At 70.8% G+C, this 17,414-nt stretch carries 15 protein-coding genes; 6 read left to right on the top strand and 9 right to left on the bottom strand.

Annotated elements, in window-relative coordinates; all coding sequences use genetic code 11:
• Positions 1-69: 69 nt before the first annotated feature.
• Genes nuoH through AB0K67_RS21155 form a run of 3 tightly spaced genes read right to left on the bottom strand, consistent with a single transcriptional unit; the run spans position 70 to position 2,043 of the window.
• Positions 70-1,011, bottom strand: a complete 942-nt coding sequence (nuoH, locus tag AB0K67_RS21165) for an NADH-quinone oxidoreductase subunit NuoH (protein WP_364062519.1) — start codon at positions 1,009-1,011, stop codon at positions 70-72.
• Complete coding sequence (locus AB0K67_RS21160) at positions 1,004-1,558, bottom strand: NADH-quinone oxidoreductase subunit C (RefSeq protein ID WP_364062516.1); 555 nt, start codon at positions 1,556-1,558, stop codon at positions 1,004-1,006. Before AB0K67_RS21160 ends, nuoH begins: the two co-directional genes overlap by 8 nt.
• Positions 1,555-2,043 (bottom strand): NADH-quinone oxidoreductase subunit B family protein, encoded by a 489-nt coding sequence (locus tag AB0K67_RS21155; RefSeq protein ID WP_364063254.1) that lies wholly within the window; start codon positions 2,041-2,043, stop codon positions 1,555-1,557. The genes AB0K67_RS21160 and AB0K67_RS21155 overlap by 4 nt, the downstream gene beginning before the upstream one ends.
• 724 nt (positions 2,044-2,767) lie before the next feature.
• On the opposite strand from AB0K67_RS21155, the gene ndhC reads away from it, so the two are divergent.
• The 5 genes from ndhC (at position 2,768) to AB0K67_RS21130 (ending at position 9,064) form a co-directional block, all read left to right on the top strand.
• Complete coding sequence (gene ndhC / locus AB0K67_RS21150) at positions 2,768-3,139, top strand: NADH-quinone oxidoreductase subunit A (protein ID WP_364062513.1); 372 nt, start codon at positions 2,768-2,770, stop codon at positions 3,137-3,139.
• Between the two features lie 104 nt (positions 3,140-3,243).
• Entirely contained in the window at positions 3,244-4,725 is a 1,482-nt protein-coding gene (locus AB0K67_RS21145; RefSeq protein WP_364062510.1) for a polysaccharide deacetylase family protein, read from the top strand.
• Positions 4,726-4,973: 248 nt separating this feature from the next.
• Positions 4,974-6,818: a 2-oxoacid:acceptor oxidoreductase subunit alpha gene (locus tag AB0K67_RS21140; protein ID WP_364062507.1), complete on the top strand. Its 1,845-nt coding sequence runs from the start codon at positions 4,974-4,976 to the stop codon at positions 6,816-6,818.
• Positions 6,811-7,857 carry a 2-oxoacid:ferredoxin oxidoreductase subunit beta gene (locus tag AB0K67_RS21135; RefSeq protein WP_364062504.1) on the top strand — a complete coding sequence of 349 codons (1,047 nt, stop codon included), beginning with the start codon at positions 6,811-6,813 and terminating at the stop codon, positions 7,855-7,857. The genes AB0K67_RS21140 and AB0K67_RS21135 overlap by 8 nt, the downstream gene beginning before the upstream one ends.
• 190 nt (positions 7,858-8,047) lie before the next feature.
• Positions 8,048-9,064, top strand: coding sequence for an NAD-dependent epimerase/dehydratase family protein (locus AB0K67_RS21130; protein ID WP_364062501.1), 1,017 nt, complete (start codon positions 8,048-8,050; stop codon positions 9,062-9,064).
• Here the strand turns inward: AB0K67_RS21130 and AB0K67_RS21125 are convergent.
• Genes AB0K67_RS21125 through AB0K67_RS21110 form a run of 4 tightly spaced genes read right to left on the bottom strand, consistent with a single transcriptional unit; the run spans position 9,046 to position 14,590 of the window.
• A complete protein-coding gene (locus AB0K67_RS21125; RefSeq protein WP_364062498.1) occupies positions 9,046-10,341 on the bottom strand; it encodes a hypothetical protein in 1,296 nt (431 codons plus the stop codon). The genes AB0K67_RS21130 and AB0K67_RS21125 overlap by 19 nt on opposite strands.
• A gap of 10 nt (positions 10,342-10,351) precedes the next feature.
• Complete coding sequence (locus AB0K67_RS21120; protein ID WP_364062495.1) at positions 10,352-11,680, bottom strand: hypothetical protein; 1,329 nt, start codon at positions 11,678-11,680, stop codon at positions 10,352-10,354.
• Positions 11,677-13,809 (bottom strand): glycosyltransferase, encoded by a 2,133-nt coding sequence (locus tag AB0K67_RS21115; protein WP_364062492.1) that lies wholly within the window; start codon positions 13,807-13,809, stop codon positions 11,677-11,679. The genes AB0K67_RS21120 and AB0K67_RS21115 overlap by 4 nt, the downstream gene beginning before the upstream one ends.
• Positions 13,810-13,834: 25 nt before the next feature.
• Complete coding sequence (locus tag AB0K67_RS21110) at positions 13,835-14,590, bottom strand: WecB/TagA/CpsF family glycosyltransferase (RefSeq protein WP_364062489.1); 756 nt, start codon at positions 14,588-14,590, stop codon at positions 13,835-13,837.
• Between the two features lie 155 nt (positions 14,591-14,745).
• On the opposite strand from AB0K67_RS21110, the gene rfbC reads away from it, so the two are divergent.
• A complete protein-coding gene (rfbC, locus tag AB0K67_RS21105) occupies positions 14,746-15,291 on the top strand; it encodes a dTDP-4-dehydrorhamnose 3,5-epimerase (RefSeq protein WP_364062486.1) in 546 nt (181 codons plus the stop codon).
• Here the strand turns inward: rfbC and AB0K67_RS21100 are convergent.
• A complete protein-coding gene (locus tag AB0K67_RS21100; RefSeq protein ID WP_364062483.1) occupies positions 15,288-16,628 on the bottom strand; it encodes an O-antigen ligase family protein in 1,341 nt (446 codons plus the stop codon). The two genes, rfbC and AB0K67_RS21100, sit on opposite strands and share 4 nt — an antisense overlap.
• Positions 16,625-17,347: a hypothetical protein gene (locus AB0K67_RS21095; protein WP_364062480.1), complete on the bottom strand. Its 723-nt coding sequence runs from the start codon at positions 17,345-17,347 to the stop codon at positions 16,625-16,627. Before AB0K67_RS21095 ends, AB0K67_RS21100 begins: the two co-directional genes overlap by 4 nt.
• Between the last annotated feature and the right edge of the window lie 67 nt (positions 17,348-17,414).

Genomic DNA, 17,414 nt, shown 5'->3' with positions numbered 1-17,414 from the left:
ACGATCACCGCGGGTCACGATGGCCGCGGGTCACGATGGCCGGGGGACGCAGGTAGCACGCGGATGGCGTCAGGTGAGGACCTTGACGAGGCCGGTGAGGGCGAGCTGGACGAGGGCCAGGGGGACGAGGACGGCCCAGGCGAGCTTCTGGAGCTGGTCTTCGCGGAACCGGGGGAAGGTGACGCGGAGCCAGATGACGACGAAGGACAGGAAGAAGACCTTGGCCAGCGTCCAGATCCAGCCGGGCAGGAACGGGCCGTGCCAGCCGCCGAGGAACAGCACGGTGGTCAGGAACGACAGTACGACGATGCCGACGTACTCGGTGAGCATGAAGAGCGCGAAGCGCATGCCGGTGTACTCGGTCATCGGGCCCATGATGATCTCGGACTCGGCGATCGGCATGTCGAACGGCGGTCGGCGCAGCTCGGCCAGGCCCGCGAGGAAGAAGACGACGCCGCCGATCGCCTGCCAGGGCAGCCACCACCACTGCCAGGCCTCGACGATCCCGGGGAGTGACAGGGTGCCCGCCGCCATGGCGACCGAGGAGGCGGCAAGAACGAGGGGCAGCTCGTACGACATGAGCTGGGCGGCGGAACGCATGCCGCCGAGCACCGAGTATTTGTTGGCCGACGCCCAGCCGGCCATGATCGAGCCGAGCACGCCGACGCCCATGACGGCGAGGACGAAGAACAGGCCGAGGTCGAGGTCGACGGCCACGAGGCCGCGGTCGAGCGGGATCGCGATCAGGACGACGAGGTACGGGACGAGCGCCACGCCTGGGGCGATCATGAAGATGCGGCGGTCGGCCGCGGCCGGGATGACATCCTCCTTCTGGGCGAACTTCACGCCGTCGGCGATGAGCTGCGCCCAGCCGTGGAAGCGTCCCGCGTACATGGGGCCGAGCCTCGACTGCATGTGAGCCATGACCTTGTGCTCCGTCTGACCGACGATCAACGGCAGCACCAGGAACACGACGAGGATGACGACGAAGCTCAGCACCACGTCAAGCATCAGGAGGCCCCCAGTCGGCTGGAACTCCGGGCGGAAGGGTCTTGCGGCGGCTCGGGGCGCCGTGTCCTGATTCGCCGGGCTCCTTGGCGCCGGGCCAGGGCTTGGCCACGCGGGCGGCGAGAATGAAATCCTTGCGCAGCGGGTGGCCTTCGAAGCCGTCGGGCAGCAGCAGCGGGACGAGGTTGGGATGCCCGTCGAAGATCACGCCGAACATCTCGTACGTCTCGCGCTCGTGCCAGTTCGCGCCCCGGTAGATGGGCACGGCGGTGGGGAGGTGCGGGTTGTCGCGCGGTACGCGGGTGCGCAGGAGCAGCCTGCTGCCGGCGCTCGGGCTGTAGACGTGGGCCACGACCGCGAACGCCTCCGGTGGCTCGTCGACGCCGGTCAGCCAGTCGAAGAAGGCGTAGTCGAGGGTGTCGCGGACGAATCGGAGGAGATTCGTCCAGTCGGACGGCTCCACGTCCACCGTGGTGTCGCCGTAGGACTCCGTGACCTGGGCGCGGTCGCCGAAATGGTCCGCCAGCCGGGCGGCGTGGTCGGCGTTCACGCCTGCTCCCGGCCCGCGGGCGGCTCGTCCGCGTGGGGGCGCGACCAGACGTAGCGGTCGGTGAGCTTCTCGCCGGCGATCTTCTCCTGGAGCTTGGTGATGCCGTACAGCAGGGCCTCGGGGCGCGGCGGGCAGCCGGGGACGTAGACGTCGACGGGGATGATCTGGTCGACGCCGTTCGTGACGCAGTAGGAGTCCCAGTACGGGCCGCCGCTGTTGGAGCAGGCGCCGAACGAGATGACGTACTTGGGGTCGGGCATCTGCTCGTAGAGGCGCTTGACCGCCGGGGCCATCTTGTCGGTGACCGTGCCCGAGACGATCATCAGGTCGGCCTGGCGCGGGCCGTTCGCGAACGGGATCACGCCGAACCGGATGAAGTCGTGGCGGCTGGTGGACGCCGCGATGAACTCGATGGCGCAGCAGGCCAGCCCGAAGTTGAACACCCACAGCGAATAGCGGCGGCCCCAGTTGAGGATGAAGCGCATCGGCTTGGGTGCCAATCGCGAGACCGGGCCCACTGTGGGCATCGGGAGGTCCGTTGCTGCCATACGGCCATTCTTGCGCGGATCAGGATGCAGGCAAAGAAAGGTGTGCGGGGGGTGGTGCGGCCGAGTCTCGTGGGGGTCAAGTTCTCTCCACGAAGTGCGCGGGGTTCCGGCGGCGGCCCAAGCGTCTCAGACATCGCCGAAGTCTCAGCGTCGCAACGTCGCAGGCGCTTGGCGTCTCGCGTTTCAGCGTCGCAGGGGTCTCGCGGTCGCAGGCGTGGTGCGACTTGGACTCTGGCGGCATCTCGGGCGTCCCGGATCGCAGGCGTGGTGCGCTTGGGCGCGCTGGGGTGGCGCGCGGGCGACCTCTTGCAGGGTCTCAGGGCTGTGGGAGTGCGCTGGATGCCTGGGGCGAGGTCCTGATAAGGCACCGGGGGTCGGACGCCGGTGCGCAGCGCAAGCGGGGGTGGCGCAGCGCAAGCAGGGCGCGAAACGCAGACGGGGCGCGCGCAACGCGGGCAGGACACACAGCGCGGGCGAGGCGCACCACGCGGGCGAGGCGCGTAACGCGGGCAGACCGCACAGCGCGGGTGGGGTGGGGTGGGGGTGTGGGAGCGGTGAGAGGGGGTGAGCGAAGCGCGGGTGGGGAGGCGGGCGGCAAAGTGCGGGTGAGGGTGGGGGCCAACCCTCTTGTGGGAATCGCGGGGCGGGTTACGATCCGGGCATGGACGGCTACTTCGGCTCCTACGTGCTCGTGGCCGCGTTGCTCGTCATCGGTGTCGCGATCGTCGCCGGCGCGCTGCTCGCCAACCGTCTGCTCCGTCCGTCCCGGCCGACGCCGGACAAGCTGACCACCTACGAGTGCGGCGTGGACCCCGTGGGCGAGGGGTGGGCGCAGTCGCAGATCCGCTACTACGTTTTCACGTACCTGTACGTGGTCTTCGCCGTGGACGCCGTCTTCCTCTTCCCGTGGGCCACGGTGTTCGACGCCCCCGGTTACGGGCTGACGACGCTCGTGGAGATGTTCGTCTTCCTGGGGTTCATCGCCCTCGGCATTCTGTACGCGTGGCGGAAACGGGTCCTGACCTGGACATAGGTCCCTCAAGCCGTTCGAGGCGGTTACCCAGCGCGGTCAAAGTGTCCGGACTGATCACACAAAATCAGGGTAAATCGTAAGATCGCGCCCATACCCTGACATCCATGCATAAATCGCGATTCTGCGCCGGAATCGCTCTGCTGGCACTCTCCGCCTCGGGTTGCGGTCTCGCCGCCGCCTCCAACGGCAAGGACATCGTGGTCCCGGCAGAGCCGACGATGATCGACTTCGTCGATCCCGCCACCGTCGTCGGCCTGTCCACCGCTACCGTCACCGACGGCGACTCGGCGGCCGGCAGGTATGTGCACATCAAGTACCCGGTGCTGGCCGGCGCCTCCGCGCTGAACCGGACGCTGAAGGCTCGCGCCGAGCGGCAGCTCAAGGAGTTCAGGCGCGCGACCGGCGGCGACGCCCCCATCCTGCCGAAGCCGGAGCTGAACGTGGACTGGCAGCTCGCCGCCGCCTCCCCCGACGCGGTGGGCGTCCGGCTGCGGACCGGCGAATTCTTGGGTACGAGCTGGGGCAACTCCACCCGTACGTACTGGTTCGACCCGCACACCGGCAAGGCCGCCGGCTCGACCGGGCTGCTGTCGGGACGGCCCGCGCTGGAACGGCTGGCGGCGCTGGTCAAGGAGGCGCTCGCGGACCGCGGCGCGCAGGTGGAGCGCAACCGGGTGACGGCCGACCCCGATCTGTTCGACTCGATGGCGTTCAACAGGAACGGCGACCTGGTGGTCGAATTCGACGACTGCGAGGTCGGCAGGTGCTCGCTCGGCCGGGTGGCGGTGGCGATCCCGGCACAGCAGGTGGCGCCGCTGCTGTCGGAGCTGGGTCGGCATGCGCAGCAGGCGGTACGTGATGCGGCCAGGCGGTCGGCGGCCCCTGAGGTTCCGTCGTTCACGCCTACGAGCAGCCCCGACGCGGTGAGCACCCGGGCGAGCGGCGTGGACTGCCGCGTGCGCAAATGCGTGGCGCTGACCTTCGACGACGGCCCGGGACCGTACACGGGCCGGCTGCTGAACACGCTGGCCGAGCACCGGGCGCGGGCCACGTTCTTCACGCTCGGCGGAAGCGTGTCCACAGAGCCCGCGCTGATCCGGCGGATGAGCATGGAGGGCCATCTGGTCGGCAACCACAGCTGGTCGCACAAGGACCTGTCGAAACAGCCGAGCAGCAAGGTCGCCGACTCGCTGGGGAAGACCTCGGACGCGGTGTCGGAGGTGATCGGGCAGCGGCCGGCGCTGGTGCGGCCGCCGTACGGGGCGGTGAGCCCTCAGGTGCGCGATGTCGCACGTCAGATGGGGTGCGCGGTGGTCACCTGGGACGTGGACTCCAAGGACGAGTCCACAAGGGATGCCTCCGAAATAGCGGACCGGGTCGTGCACGCGGCCCATCCAGGTGCGATCATTCTCATGCACGACATTCATCGGGAAACCGTGGATGCGGTTCCGGACATCCTCAAAAGGTTGCGCGGGAACGGTTACACCTTCGTCACCGTTCCAGAGCTGTACGGCCCTGTGGGGATGCAGGCCGGCCGCATGTACAGGTCAGGGAACGAGCTGCCGGGTAAGCAGCCCCTGACGTAGCGCATCTGTTGGGGGGACGTATAGTTGGCGCTCGTGACCCGAACCGTCCTGTTCGCCCGCCTGCATGTAGACCTCTGCAGGCTGGCCGCCGGGCTGTGTCGTCGCTCTCTCACCTCGCCCTGACTGACTCCGACCGCGTTTACCCGCTTCAGGTGGCATGCAAACGCGTCACCTTCCGAGGATCTAGCATGGAAACAGAGAACGCGCCTAAGGCAACCGCGCAGTGGCGCGTCGAGGAGGACTGAGCTGTGACGAAGCAGGTCCAGCAACTCGACCGCGTGATCATCAGATTCGCCGGCGACTCCGGCGACGGAATGCAGCTCACCGGCGACCGCTTCACCGCGGGCACGGCTGAGTTCGGCAACGACTTGTCGACTCTGCCCAATTTCCCCGCCGAGATCCGCGCCCCCGCAGGCACCTTGCCGGGCGTGTCGAGCTTCCAGCTGCACTTCGCCGACCACGACATCCTCACGCCGGGCGACGCGCCGAACGTGCTGGTGGCCATGAACCCGGCCGCGCTCAAGGCCAACCTGGGCGACCTGCCCAAGGGCGCGGACATCATCGCCAACACCGACGAGTTCACCAAGCGCAACCTCCAGAAGGTCGGCTACGACTCCAACCCGCTTGAGGACGACTCGCTCAGCGAGTGGCGGGTGCACGCGGTGCCGCTGACCTCGCTCACGGTCAAGGCCCTCGAAGACTTCGACCTGTCGAAGAAGGACGCCGAGCGGTCGAAGAACATGTTCGCGCTCGGCCTGCTGTCGTGGCTCTACCACCGGCCGACCGAGCACACCATCAAGTTCCTCGAGCAGAAGTTCGCGAAGAAGCCCGAGATCGCCAAGGCCAACATCGCGGCCTTCCAGGCGGGCTGGAACTACGGCGAGACGACCGAGTCGTTCTCGGTCTCGTACGAGGTGCGTCCTGCCCGGCTGGCGCCGGGCGTCTACCGCAACATCTCCGGCAACCAGGCGCTCGCCTACGGCCTGATCGCCGCGAGCGTGCAGTCGAAGCTGCCGCTGTTCCTCGGCTCCTACCCGATCACCCCGGCCAGCGACATCCTGCACGAGCTGTCCAAGCACAAGCGGTTCGGCGTCCGCACGTTCCAGGCGGAGGACGAGATCGCGGGTGTCGGCGCGGCGCTCGGGGCCGCGTTCGGCGGCGCGCTCGGCGTGACGACCACGAGCGGTCCCGGTGTGGCGCTGAAGGCCGAGACGATCGGCCTCGCGGTCACCACCGAGCTGCCGCTGATCATCGTGGACGTGCAGCGGGCCGGGCCGAGCACCGGCATGCCGACCAAGACCGAGCAGACCGACCTGCTGATGGCGATGTTCGGCCGCAACGGCGAGTCGCCGGTGCCGGTCGTGGCGCCGATGTCGCCGAGCGACTGCTTCGACGCGGCGCTGGAGGCGGCCAGGATCGCGATCAAGTACCGTACGCCGGTCATGTTGCTCTCCGACGGTTACCTCGCCAACGGCTCTGAGCCGTGGCGGCTGCCCGAGGTGTCGGAGCTGCCGGACATCTCGCAGCCGTTCACCACCGAGCCCAACGGCGAGGACGGCAAGTTCCTGCCGTTCAAGCGCGACCCCGAGACGCTGGCCCGCCCGTGGGCGATCCCCGGCACGGCCGGGCTCGAGCACCGCATCGGCGGCATCGAGAAGGCCGACGGCACCGGCAACATCTCCTACGACCCCGACAACCACGACCTGATGGTGCGCACCCGCGCCGCCAAGGTGGCCGGGATCGACGTGCCCGACCTGGTCGTCGACGACCCCGACGGCGAGGCGAAGGTGCTGGTCGTCGGGTGGGGCTCGACGTACGGGCCGATCGCCGCGGCCGTGCGCCGCATCAGGAGGAGCGGCGGCAAGGTCGCCCAGGCCCACCTGCGCCACCTCAACCCGCTGCCCGCCAACACCGGCGAGGTGCTCAAGCGCTACGACAAGGTGCTGCTGCCGGAGATCAACCTGGGCCAGCTCGCGCTGCTGCTGCGGGCGAAGTTCCTCGTCGACGTGATCAGCTACAACCGTGTGCGCGGGCTCCCCTTCAAGGCCGAGGAGCTGGCCGGAGTCATCCAGGACGTGATCGACAGTGACTGAGCTGGTGAACGGGAAGGGCCTGTCGCTCGTCCCCAAGACCGACGTGAAGCAGAGCCTGAAGGACTTCAAGTCCGACCAGGAGGTGCGCTGGTGCCCGGGTTGCGGTGACTACGCGATCCTGGCGGCGGTGCAGAGCTTCCTGCCCGAGCTGGGGCTGAAGCGCGAGAACATCGTGTTCGTCTCCGGCATCGGCTGCTCGTCGCGGTTCCCGTACTACCTCAACACCTACGGCTTCCACTCCATCCACGGGCGGGCGCCGGCGATCGCGACCGGGCTCGCGGCCAGCAGGCCCGACCTGAGCGTGTGGGTGATCACGGGTGACGGCGACGCGCTGTCGATCGGCGGCAACCACCTGATCCACGCGCTGCGCCGCAACGTCAACCTGAACATCCTGCTGTTCAACAACCGGATCTACGGTCTGACGAAGGGCCAGTACTCCCCCACCTCCGAGCTCGGCAAGATCACCAAGTCGACGCCGATGGGCTCGCTGGACAAGCCGTTCAACCCGATCTCGCTGGCCATCGGCGCGGAGGCGTCGTTCGTGGCCCGCACCATCGACTCCGACCGCAAGCACCTGCAGTCGGTGCTGCGCGAGGCGACCGCGCACCGCGGCACGTCGCTGGTGGAGATCTACCAGAACTGCAACATCTTCAACGACAACGCCTTCGAGCCGCTCAAGGACCCCGAGGTCCGCGACGACATCACGCTGCGGCTGGAGCACGGTCAGCCGATCGTGAGCGCCAGCAAGGCCGTGGTGCGCGGCGCGTCCGGCGGCATCGAGGTCGTGCCGCGCGACAGCGTCAGCGAGGACCAGATCCTCGTGCACGACGCGCACAACCCCGACCCGTCGGTGGCGTTCGCGCTCAGCAGGCTGGACGAGCCGGCGTTCGAGCACGTGCCGATCGGCATCTTCCGCAACGTCGACCGGCCGTCGTACGACTCGCTGATGGCCGACCAGCTTGAGGAGGCCGTGGCGCAGCAGGGCCCCGGCGACCTCGGCGACCTGCTCATGGGCGGGGACACCTGGCGCATCGCCTGACGCCTTCCCCCCGCGAGCGTCACGGACGCCGCCGCCCCGTGCGGGGCGGCGGCGTTCGCCGTTGTAGAGCGTCCGTGATGCCGGCCCACCCGCGGTGACAGGGCGTCCCTCATTACGGCGCGTCCGTCGTAACGGCGCAGGAGCGGGTCCGGATACATCTGTGACCGGCAGGCAGGGGGAAGGGACGCCAATGACGTGGACGGGCAGACGGGCCCTGGTGACGGGGGCGTCGGGCTTCATCGGCGGGCACCTCGCCGCGCGCCTGGCCGCGCTGGGTGCCGAGGTGCACGGGGTGAGCAGGACCCAGCGGCCCGGCGGCGCGGAGGTGCGCCGCCACCAGGTGGACCTGCGCGACCAGGAGGCCACGGCCGAGCTGGTGCGCACGGTACGCCCGGACGTCGTGTTCCACCTGGCGAGCGAGGTGAACGGCGCGCGGGAGCCTGAGCTGGTGCCGCGCACGCTGGCGGGCAACCTGCAGACCACGGTGAACCTGCTGACCGCCGCCGTGCGCGCGGAGTGCCGGGTGGTGCTGGCGGGCTCGATCGAGGAGCCCAGGCCGGGCAACGAGCAGGCCGCGCCGCCGTCGCCGTACGCGATGGCCAAGCACGCCGCCTCCGGCTACGCCGACCTGTACCGGCGGCTGTGGGGGCTGCCGTGCACGGTGCTGCGCCCCTCCATGGTGTACGGGCCCGCGCAGCGCGACCAGACCAAGCTGGTGCCGTACGTGACACTGGCGCTGCTGCGCGGCGAGGAGCCCCGCCTGACCAGCGGCGCGAAGCTCGCCGACTGGGTGTACGTGGACGACGTGGTGGAGGCGTTCGTCGCCGCCGCGGACAGCGACCGGGCGATCGGGCGGTCCTTCGACGTCGGGACCGGGGTCACGACGTCCGTGCGCGAGGTGGTCGAGCAGCTCTACGAACTGGCGGGCAGCCCGGTCAAGCCGCGCTTCGGGGCGGTGGCGGACCGGCCGCTGGACATCACGCAGGTGGCCGACACCGGCCCTGCGCAAGAGCTGATCGGCTGGCGGGCCACCGTCGGCCTGACCGCCGGGCTGCGCCGCACGCTCGCCTGGTACGCCCAGCGCCTCGCCGACCAGGGCGTGACCAGGAAGCTCAACCAGGGCGTGACCAGGAAGCCCGACCAGGGCACGAGCAGAAACCCCGACCAGGGCGTGGCCAGGAGCCCCGATCAGGGCGTGATTCGGTAGACGTGGTAGGCGTGCTCGGTGGCGAAGGCGTCGGTGACGACGCCGTCGCGGATGGGCACGCTCCGGTTCTCGAACAGCACCTCGGCGCTGCCGGCGGAGGCGAGCGCGGCGGGCAGCCGCAGCCGGTAGGTGCCGGGCGAGCCCTGCTCTCCCACGGTGGCGAAGACGTAGTAGGAGCCGTCGTGCCGCTTGAGCATGGTGTCGAGCCTGGGCTCGAACGTGTGGGCGTACGACTGGGTGTTGAGCACCGGCGCCAGGGAGGTGATGCGCCGGTTCAGCTCGGTCACGGCGGCCCTGATGTCCTTGGTGCACGGCTCGCGCAGCACGTGCTGGCTGACGCAAGCCCCGCCGAAGCTGTGGTTGAAGTAGACGATGCCGCGCGCCTCGTGGACGAGGGCGTTCATGACGGCCCCGGCGATCTGGTCGGCGGTGATGGCGGTACGTCCGTTGGCGCCGGGCCAGCCGACCTCGACGAAGGCGTACACGGGCTGGCGGCGGCCGTCGAGCGCGTCGAGCCGGCGGGTCCTGTCGACGACCCGGCCGTAGTTGGCGGCCCTGGGGCAGCGGTCGCGGGGCAGCTTGAGCCAGGTCTCGGCCTCTGAGCAGATGTGGGCGTCGGTGTACCAGTAGATGTCGGTGGACAGCACGTCGGTGTAGCTGTTGACGAACGTGCTCGCCTCCTCGTCCGACTCCCACATGGCGACGCCCTTGCCGAAGTTGGCGTAGTGCAGGCGGCCGTCGCCCTTGGGCAGCTTGTCCTTGAGCGTGCGCATCACCGTGTAGCCGCAGGGCGGCTTCTCCGGCAGGCAGATCTGTCCCTCTCCGGCGAACTTCCCGCTCCACTTGCCGTCGCCGGGGCCCGCGAACATGTCGGGCTCGTCGGTGAGCAGCCAGCCGACCGTCTCGGGGCCCGCGCCGGGAAGGGGCTTGCTGGTCATGGCGTACATGCCGTGCTCGCGGATCAGCTTCATGTCGCTGTTGGCGGTCAGCTCGACGTACGTGTTGAGCCCGGCCTCCTTGTCGAGCCGGACGTCACGTTCCTCCAGGACGGACTCGAACCAGACCCCGATGGGGAAGAACGCGGGGTCCGTCCATCCCGCCTCCTTGGCCACGGGGAAGTCCGCGTAGTAGGCGGGGCCGCCCTCCCAGGGCACGCGCGGCAGATCGAAGCGCTCGGCCGTGGTGGCGGCTCCCCCTTGCGCGATGACCCAGGCCACGCCGACCACCAGCACCAGCGGGATGAGCAGTAACCACTTCGATAGCCTGCGCGAAGCCATGTCCCTCCAGCTACGGGGTGATCCGATAGACGTGGTAGGCGTGCTCGGTGGCGAAGGTCGCGGTGAAGCGGCCTTCCCTGTCGACCTCGATCGGGCGTCCAGTGAGATGGTCCACGATCCGGCCGCGCGGCGACAGGTTCGCCGGGACGGTGAGCGTGTGGTCGCCGGTGGCCGCGCCGCGCCCCGGCATGGCGAACAGGTAGTACGCGCCGTCGTGCTCCTTGAGCACGGTGTCCAGCTCGGGGGCGAAGTCGTAGGCGTACGAGGGGCTGTTGAGCACGGGCGCGAGCCGCTCGATCAGCGCGTTCAGCTCGGTCACCGCCTTCCTGACCTTCGCGCCGCAGGCGCTGCGCAGCAGGTCGTCGCTCTTGCAGCGCGGGCCTGGACCGTGCGGGTCGTAGACGATGCCGCGCGCGCCGTGGATGAGCGAGCTCATCACCGCGCCGCCGACCTGGCCGGGCGTGAGGCCGGCGAGCGAGATGACGGCGAAGACGGGCCTGCGCAGGCCGTCGCGGGCGTCCAGCTCGCGTACGCGGTCCACGGTCGCGCCGTAGTTAGCGGCCAGGCGGCACTGTCCGGCCGGTAGCTGCCGCCAGCGGGCGGCCTCGGCGCAGACGTTCTTGTCGGCGTACCAGTTGACGTCCACGCCGATGAGGTCGGCGTAGTCGTTGACGAACCTGCCGGCCTGCGGGTCGGTGGCCTGGTGGACGACGCCCTTGCCGAAGGTCGCGTAGACGGGGCCGTCGCGGCGGGGCAGCTTCGCGGCGCTCGCGCTCAGCACGCTGTAGCCGCAGTACGACAGCTCGGGGCGGCACGGCGCGCGGCCGGTCCTGCCGCTCCAGCGAGACTGCCCGATGCCCGCCCACTCGTCGGCCTTGGCGGGCAGCGTGGCGCCCACGGTCTCCGCGCCCGTGCCGGGCGGGCGCTCGGTGGTCAGCGCGGTCATCCCGGCCTTGCGCAGCAGGCGGGGGCGGCTGTCGGCGGTCAGCTCCAGGTACGTGTTCACGCCCATGGCCCGGTCGGCGGCGACCTGCCGGGCCGTGCGGGCCGAGGAGAACCACAGTCCGACGGGGAAGAACGACTCCCGCGTCCAGCCCGCCTCGGCCAGGCGCGGCCATGCCGCGTACGCGTCCGGGCCCTCCCCGGGCAGGGCGCGCAGCGTCATGGACGGCGCGGTCAGCGACGGCGGCGGGGGCTGTGCCGGGTGGTCGCGCAGCCAGACCCAGCCGCCCGCCGAGATCGCGGCGGCCGTCACCACCGAAGCCACCTTGGCCCACGTGCCTCGCCCCACCGCCGGTGTGCCCTGCCCGGCCGTCTTCGCGGGCTCGTCCCGGCTCATCCCGGCTCCCGTTCGGTCAGGGCCGCCAGTGCGGCGGCGCGGCCGGCCCAGGTCGCGCCCGCCAGCGAGGCGCGCAGTTCCTCCGCGGGCAGCGGCGGGCCGTCGGCCAGGCTCGTCTTGATGGCCGCGACGAACTCCTCCGGGGTGGCGGCCACCCTGACCCGGCCCGCGTAGTGGGCCAGCTCGTCGAACGGGGTGCTGACCACCGGCAGGCCGAGCGCCAGGAACTCCTTGAGCTTGATCGGGTTGGCGTGCCTGATCCAGTCGTTGGCCGGCCAGGGCATGATCGCGACGTCGAAGCCGGAGCCGTACGCGGGGATCTCCTGGTACGGCCGGAAGCCGAGCCAGTGCACGTTGGGGTGCTTGGTGAGCCGCCCGATGTCGCCGTTGGCGTCGCCGATGAGCACGATCGAGGTCTCCGGCAGCTCGACGGCGACCCGTTCGAGCAGCTCGAAGTCCACCACGAAGTCGTCGAGCGCGCCGAAGAAGCCGATGCGCGGTCCTGGGATGGCGCGCAGGTCGGCGGGCTGCCTCTCCTCGGGCACGGGGGTGAAGTGCGCAAGGTCCACGCCGTGGTCGAGGAAGTACGCGCGCTCGCCGGTCAGCGGGGCCTCCTCGCGCATGAGGGCGCGGCTGACGTAGACGATGTGGTCGGCACGTTCCAGCAGGGCGCGTTCGAGCGCCTCGATGGTGGGGCGGTCGGACTCGGGGAAGTCGGAGTGGCGGTCGGAGCGGTTGAAGATCAGGGCGCGGCGGGGCATGAGGCGCACGGCGTCCCAGGCGGTCGGGATCGTCACCATGATCACCGGGCGGCGCAGGCCGAGAAGGGCGCAGACCGCGCGCACCTGGGTCCTGACCAGCCAGGCGTTCAGCGCCCTGCCCCTGGGGCTGCGGTAGAAGGGCAGCGGCAGGGGCGACATGACCCATAGGCGCGGCTCGACCCTGCGGACGAGCTTGGCGACGCTGCGCAGCTTCCTGATGATGCGCCTGGCCACGTACGTGGTCTTGCCGGGCATCGGCATGCGCATGCCGATGCTGTTGACGATCAGGACCCGGCGCGAGCGGGCCAGGTGGCGCATGAGCTGGAAGTCGGAGTGCGCCCTGTTGTGGTACCACCAGTCCTGGCCGGAGAAGCAGACGTACGGCGGCGGCTCCCCCGCCGCCCGCGGCTCCCCGGAAGTCCCCAGGGAGCCGCCGGAAGCCCCCGGCGGGGTGGGCCAGGCGGGCATGCGGGCGAGCTCGCGCAGCGCCTGGCGGTGCCGGGCGCCACCGGTCCGGCCGCGGGCCACGGCGCGCAGCGCCTCGTTCAGCGCCACGGCCAGCCGCATGAGCGAAGCCCTGGCGGGTCCATGACGCTCGCGGTGCAGCCTGACCCGGTTGAGCGCGGACATCGTCCACAGCGGGCTCGACCGGTCCTGCTCGCCGCCGATGTGCACGGCCCGCGCGCGCGGCTCGTACGCCACCCGCAGCCCGTGATCGCGGGCCCGCAGCATGTACTCGGTCTCCTCGGAGTACAGGAAGTAGCGCTCGTCCAGCAGGCCGACGGTGTCCAGGCAGCGGCGGGAGATCAGCCAGGCCGCCCCGGTGGCCCAGTCGGGGTAGGCGGGCCGGTCGTACGCGCGGGGATCGACCACCAGCTCGCCGAGCGGCGCGTACCTGCCCGCACGCAACCCGCCGAGCAGCGCCTCGCCGAGCGCCCGCAGCACGGTGGGGCGGCGGCGCAGCGAGAGCTGGAGCCTGCCGTCGGGGTGGGTCAGCCGGGGCACCGCGATGCCGGCGCCGGGCTCGCGCAGCTTCTCGCGCAGCAGCCGCACCGAGCCGGGCGCGAGCCTGATGTCGGCGTTGAGCACGAGGACGTCGCAGCCGGGTGCCGCCTGGATGCCCGCGTTCACGCCGGCCGCGAACCCGCCGTTGCGGCCCGTACGGACCAGCTCGACGCCCGGCCCGGCGGCGAGCACCCTGGCCACGGTGTCGTCGCGCGAGTCGTTGTCCACCACGATCGTCCTGCTGGGGCCGGCGTCGCGCAGCGCGTCAGGCAGGCCGGCCAGGCAGTCCTCGATGACCTCGCCGCTGTTGTAGGTGACGATGACGACGGCAAGCGCGGGGTGGTCGATCGCGGGCACGCTCATCGGCGGTGGCCAATCTGTCGGGTGTCTAGGGGCGGCGGCCGGCGGTCAGGCGCCGCCATGCGGCGCCGGCCAGCAGGCCGAAGGCGAAGGGCAGGTCGTCGCGGAGGTACCGGCGTGCCAGGCGGCGCGGCTCCAGCGCGAGCCGGAACAGCCACTCGGCGCCCGCTCGCTGCAGGGCGCGCGGCGCCCGTTTGAAGCGTCCCGCCGCCATGGGGATGCCCGCGCCGCAGCCCAGGTACCAGGCGCGCGGCAGCTCGGGGCGGAGCACGGCGATGAGCCGTTCCTGCTTGGGGAAGCCGAGCCCGACCAGCACCAGGTCGGGGGCCGCCGCGCAGACCAGCTTGACGGTCCTGTCCACCTCGGCGGGGTCGCGCTCGAAGCCGAACGGCGGCGCGTACGCGCCCGCCACCACCAGGCCGGGGTATCGGGCGGCCAGCACCTCTCCTGCCCGCTCCGGCACGCCGGGCTCGCCGCCGACCAGGAAGACCGAGCGGCCTTCGCGCGCGGCGCACGCGGCGAGCGTGAAGACCAGGGACGCGCCGGTGACGCGGTCGGGCAGGCGGGCGCCGGCGATCCTGGCGGCCCACACGACCGGCATGCCGTCGGCCACCACCAGCTCCGCAGCGGCGACCAGCGCGGCCAGGTCGGGTGCGCGGGTGGCGGCTCTGACGATGTCCACGTTGGCGGTCACGATCGCGCCGCCCAGGCCGGCGCGCCAGGCGCGCGTGACGTGCTCGGCGACCTCGGCCTCGGTCATCGCCATGACCTCGATGGCCCCCACCCGGACTCGGGATGCTGGATCGTTCCTGTCAGAGGAGCGGTCCACGGGATTGTCCTCACCCCTCCTCGGGCTTGACGTGCCTGGCCGTCAGTCCTTCCTTTTTGTCATCGGGGCAGGGCTTTATCCGTTACGTGCCAAGGGTCAGGATTGCCACTATGAGAGTGGAGCGCGGCCCGCTGGCCGGGACACTGCTGTTCACCCCCACCCCGCACCGCGACGAGCGCGGATTCTTCACCAGGACCTTCGACGCCGCCATCGCCGAGGAGCATGGTCTCGACCCGGCCGCGTTCGTCCAGGACAGCCAGTCGCGTACGGTCGCGGGCGGCATCCGCGCCCTGCACGGCAGGAGCGGGCGTGGCGAGGCCAAGCTCGTCAGGTGCGCCCGCGGCGCGGTGTACGACGTGCTCGTGGACGCCCGCCCCGGCTCGCCGACGTTCGGGCGGCAGATGGCGGTCACGCTCGACGACAAGGACTTCGTCCACCTGTACGTGCCCCCGGGCCTGCTCCACGGCTACCAGGCGCTCACCGAGGCCGACGTCTGCTACCGCATCGACAGGGAGCACGACCCGTCCGAGGACATCTCGGTCCGCTACGACGACCCCGACCTCGCCATCGCCTGGCCGCTGCCGGTCACCGCGATCAGCGCGCGGGACCTGAACGCGGGCTCGTGGAAGGACGCGCTGCGGCGGCTGGGCCTCTAAAGCGCCGCCCCGGCTCGAACCCCGGCGGCTTGCGCGCCGGCGTCGCGGCGCACCATCCGCAGCAGCGCGCCCACCAGCCCGATCAGCAGGAAGGACAGCGAGTTGGCGGTGCTGAAGGAGTTGAGGTCGAACGTGGCACAGCCGAGCAGCGGCACCGCCAGCGCCGCCGCCAGCGTCAGCCCGAGATCCTTGGTACGCGCGTCCGCGCCGATCCGCCGTACCCGCAGCGCCGCCACCATGCCGACGACGAAGAGCCCGGCGAACCCGAGCAGCCCCCAGATGCCGCCCTGCACGGCGGTGAGCAGGTACTGGTTGTCGAAGACCGGGTGGTGCGGCGGGAACCAGGTGCCGTGGCCCCGCCCGAGCCAGGGATGCCGGAGGAACTCGGCGAGCGCGGTGCTGTAGTCGTTGGTACGCCAGCGCAGGCTCTCGTCGTTGTCCAGGTTGCCGAACAGCCCGATGATCGCCCCGAGCAGCCCGGGGACGAACAGCCGCAGCAGCACCAGGAAGCCGATCAACCCCGCGCCCGCCCGCAGCCGCCGCGACCTGTTCCACCCGGCGAGCAGGATGACCCCCGAGCCCGCCAGGCCGAGCACGGTCGAGCGGGAGGCCGAGAACGCCATACCGCCCGCGATCAGCGCGCACATCACCCACCAGCGCAGCGAGGGCGCGCGGCGCTCCCAGGCGTCGAACGCGTAGTGCAGCCCGAGCGGCAGCACCATCGCCGACACCACGCCGAACTCGATGGGGTGCGTGGCCGTCGAGGCGACCCTGTTGACGCCGTTGCGCTGCAGGATCGTCTCCTCGACCGAGCGCAGGCGGGAGCCGGGCATGTGCAGGTATTCGGTGAGGTCGAAGGTGAACAGGAACTGCAGCCCGCCGATCACGCCCATGATCGCGCCCGCGACGACGAGCGTCTTCAGCACCAGGTCGAGCCGGTCGCGCCCGGACACGCCGTCCACGGCGAGCAGCGCGATGCCGGCGACGCCGACCGTGATGACGAGGATGTGGTCCGACAGCGCCAGCTCGTGCGCGGGCAGGTAACCGGCCGTCGTGTACGCGTACGTCACCAGGAACGTGATCACGTAGAAGTAGATCGCGTACCTGACCATGCTGGGGCCCTTGGCGGCGCCGAGCGTGGTGGTGAGGTGGGCACAGCACCACCAGACGGCGGCCATCAGGCCGATGGCCTCGGCGTAGGTCAGGTCGAACGGCAGCCCGCCGATCACCTGCCGGGCGGGCACCAGCATGAGCACCACGACGAAGACGGCGCACAGCGTGGCGGCGTCCGAGCCGCGGCGCCCCGTGCTCGACGATGGCAGCCTGGCCACGCTCATCGCGGCAGCACCGCCTCCTCGGCCGCCGCGGCGGCCGCGCCGGCCTCCTGCGGCCGTTGTTCCTGACGCCGCCGCCGCAGCCCCTGCGCGATGCTCTCGGTGGCGTAGGAGGCGCCCAGGGCGGCCATGACGCCCAGCGCCAGCACGACCGCCGCGGCGCGCGTCTTGCCGCCCCGCTCGGGCTGGGGCTCGGTCGGCCCGATCATCGGGGTCAGGTTGATGAACGTCTCCGGCGGCGCACCCAGCAGGTGCTGGCGGCGGTCCAGCTCGGCCTTGGCCCGCTCGGCGACCCGTTCGACGATCCGCTTGGCGTCCTGCGGCGACGGGCTCGTGCCCTCGATCACCACGAACGGCGCGTTGATCAGCAACTCCGGGTTGGGATGGCCGTTGTGCACCTCGTACGTCGTCGGCGAGTCGGGGTGCACGCCGAGCTGGGCGGCCACCTCGGGGCTGCCCAGCACCTGCACCATGATCGAGGCCGTCATGTTCAGGCCGCCGTCGAAGTTCAGCAGCGGGTTGACCAGCGGGTTGGGGTGGTTGGGCTGCGGCATGCGGTAGGAGCCGCTGGTCGGCACCGTGAGCACCATGAGGGTGGTCGAGACGTACCGGGTGGGGACCGTGGTGTACATGCCGTACGCGGCGGTGATCGTCAGCAGCAGCGCCGACAAGGCCACGTACCAGCGGCGGACGAGGACGGAGATCGCCTGCCATAAATCCACGTCGTCCCCCTCACCCCTCTTTGAGGCAATCGACGGGAAAGCGGGGCGTGTTACCCGATGTCTGTAA

This window comes from Nonomuraea sp. NPDC052634, assembly GCF_040678535.1.
Taxonomy (GTDB): domain Bacteria; phylum Actinomycetota; class Actinomycetes; order Streptosporangiales; family Streptosporangiaceae; genus Nonomuraea; species Nonomuraea fastidiosa.
The sequence above is the reverse complement of the archived record's forward strand: the minus strand, read 5'-3'. Positions and strand labels throughout refer to the sequence as shown.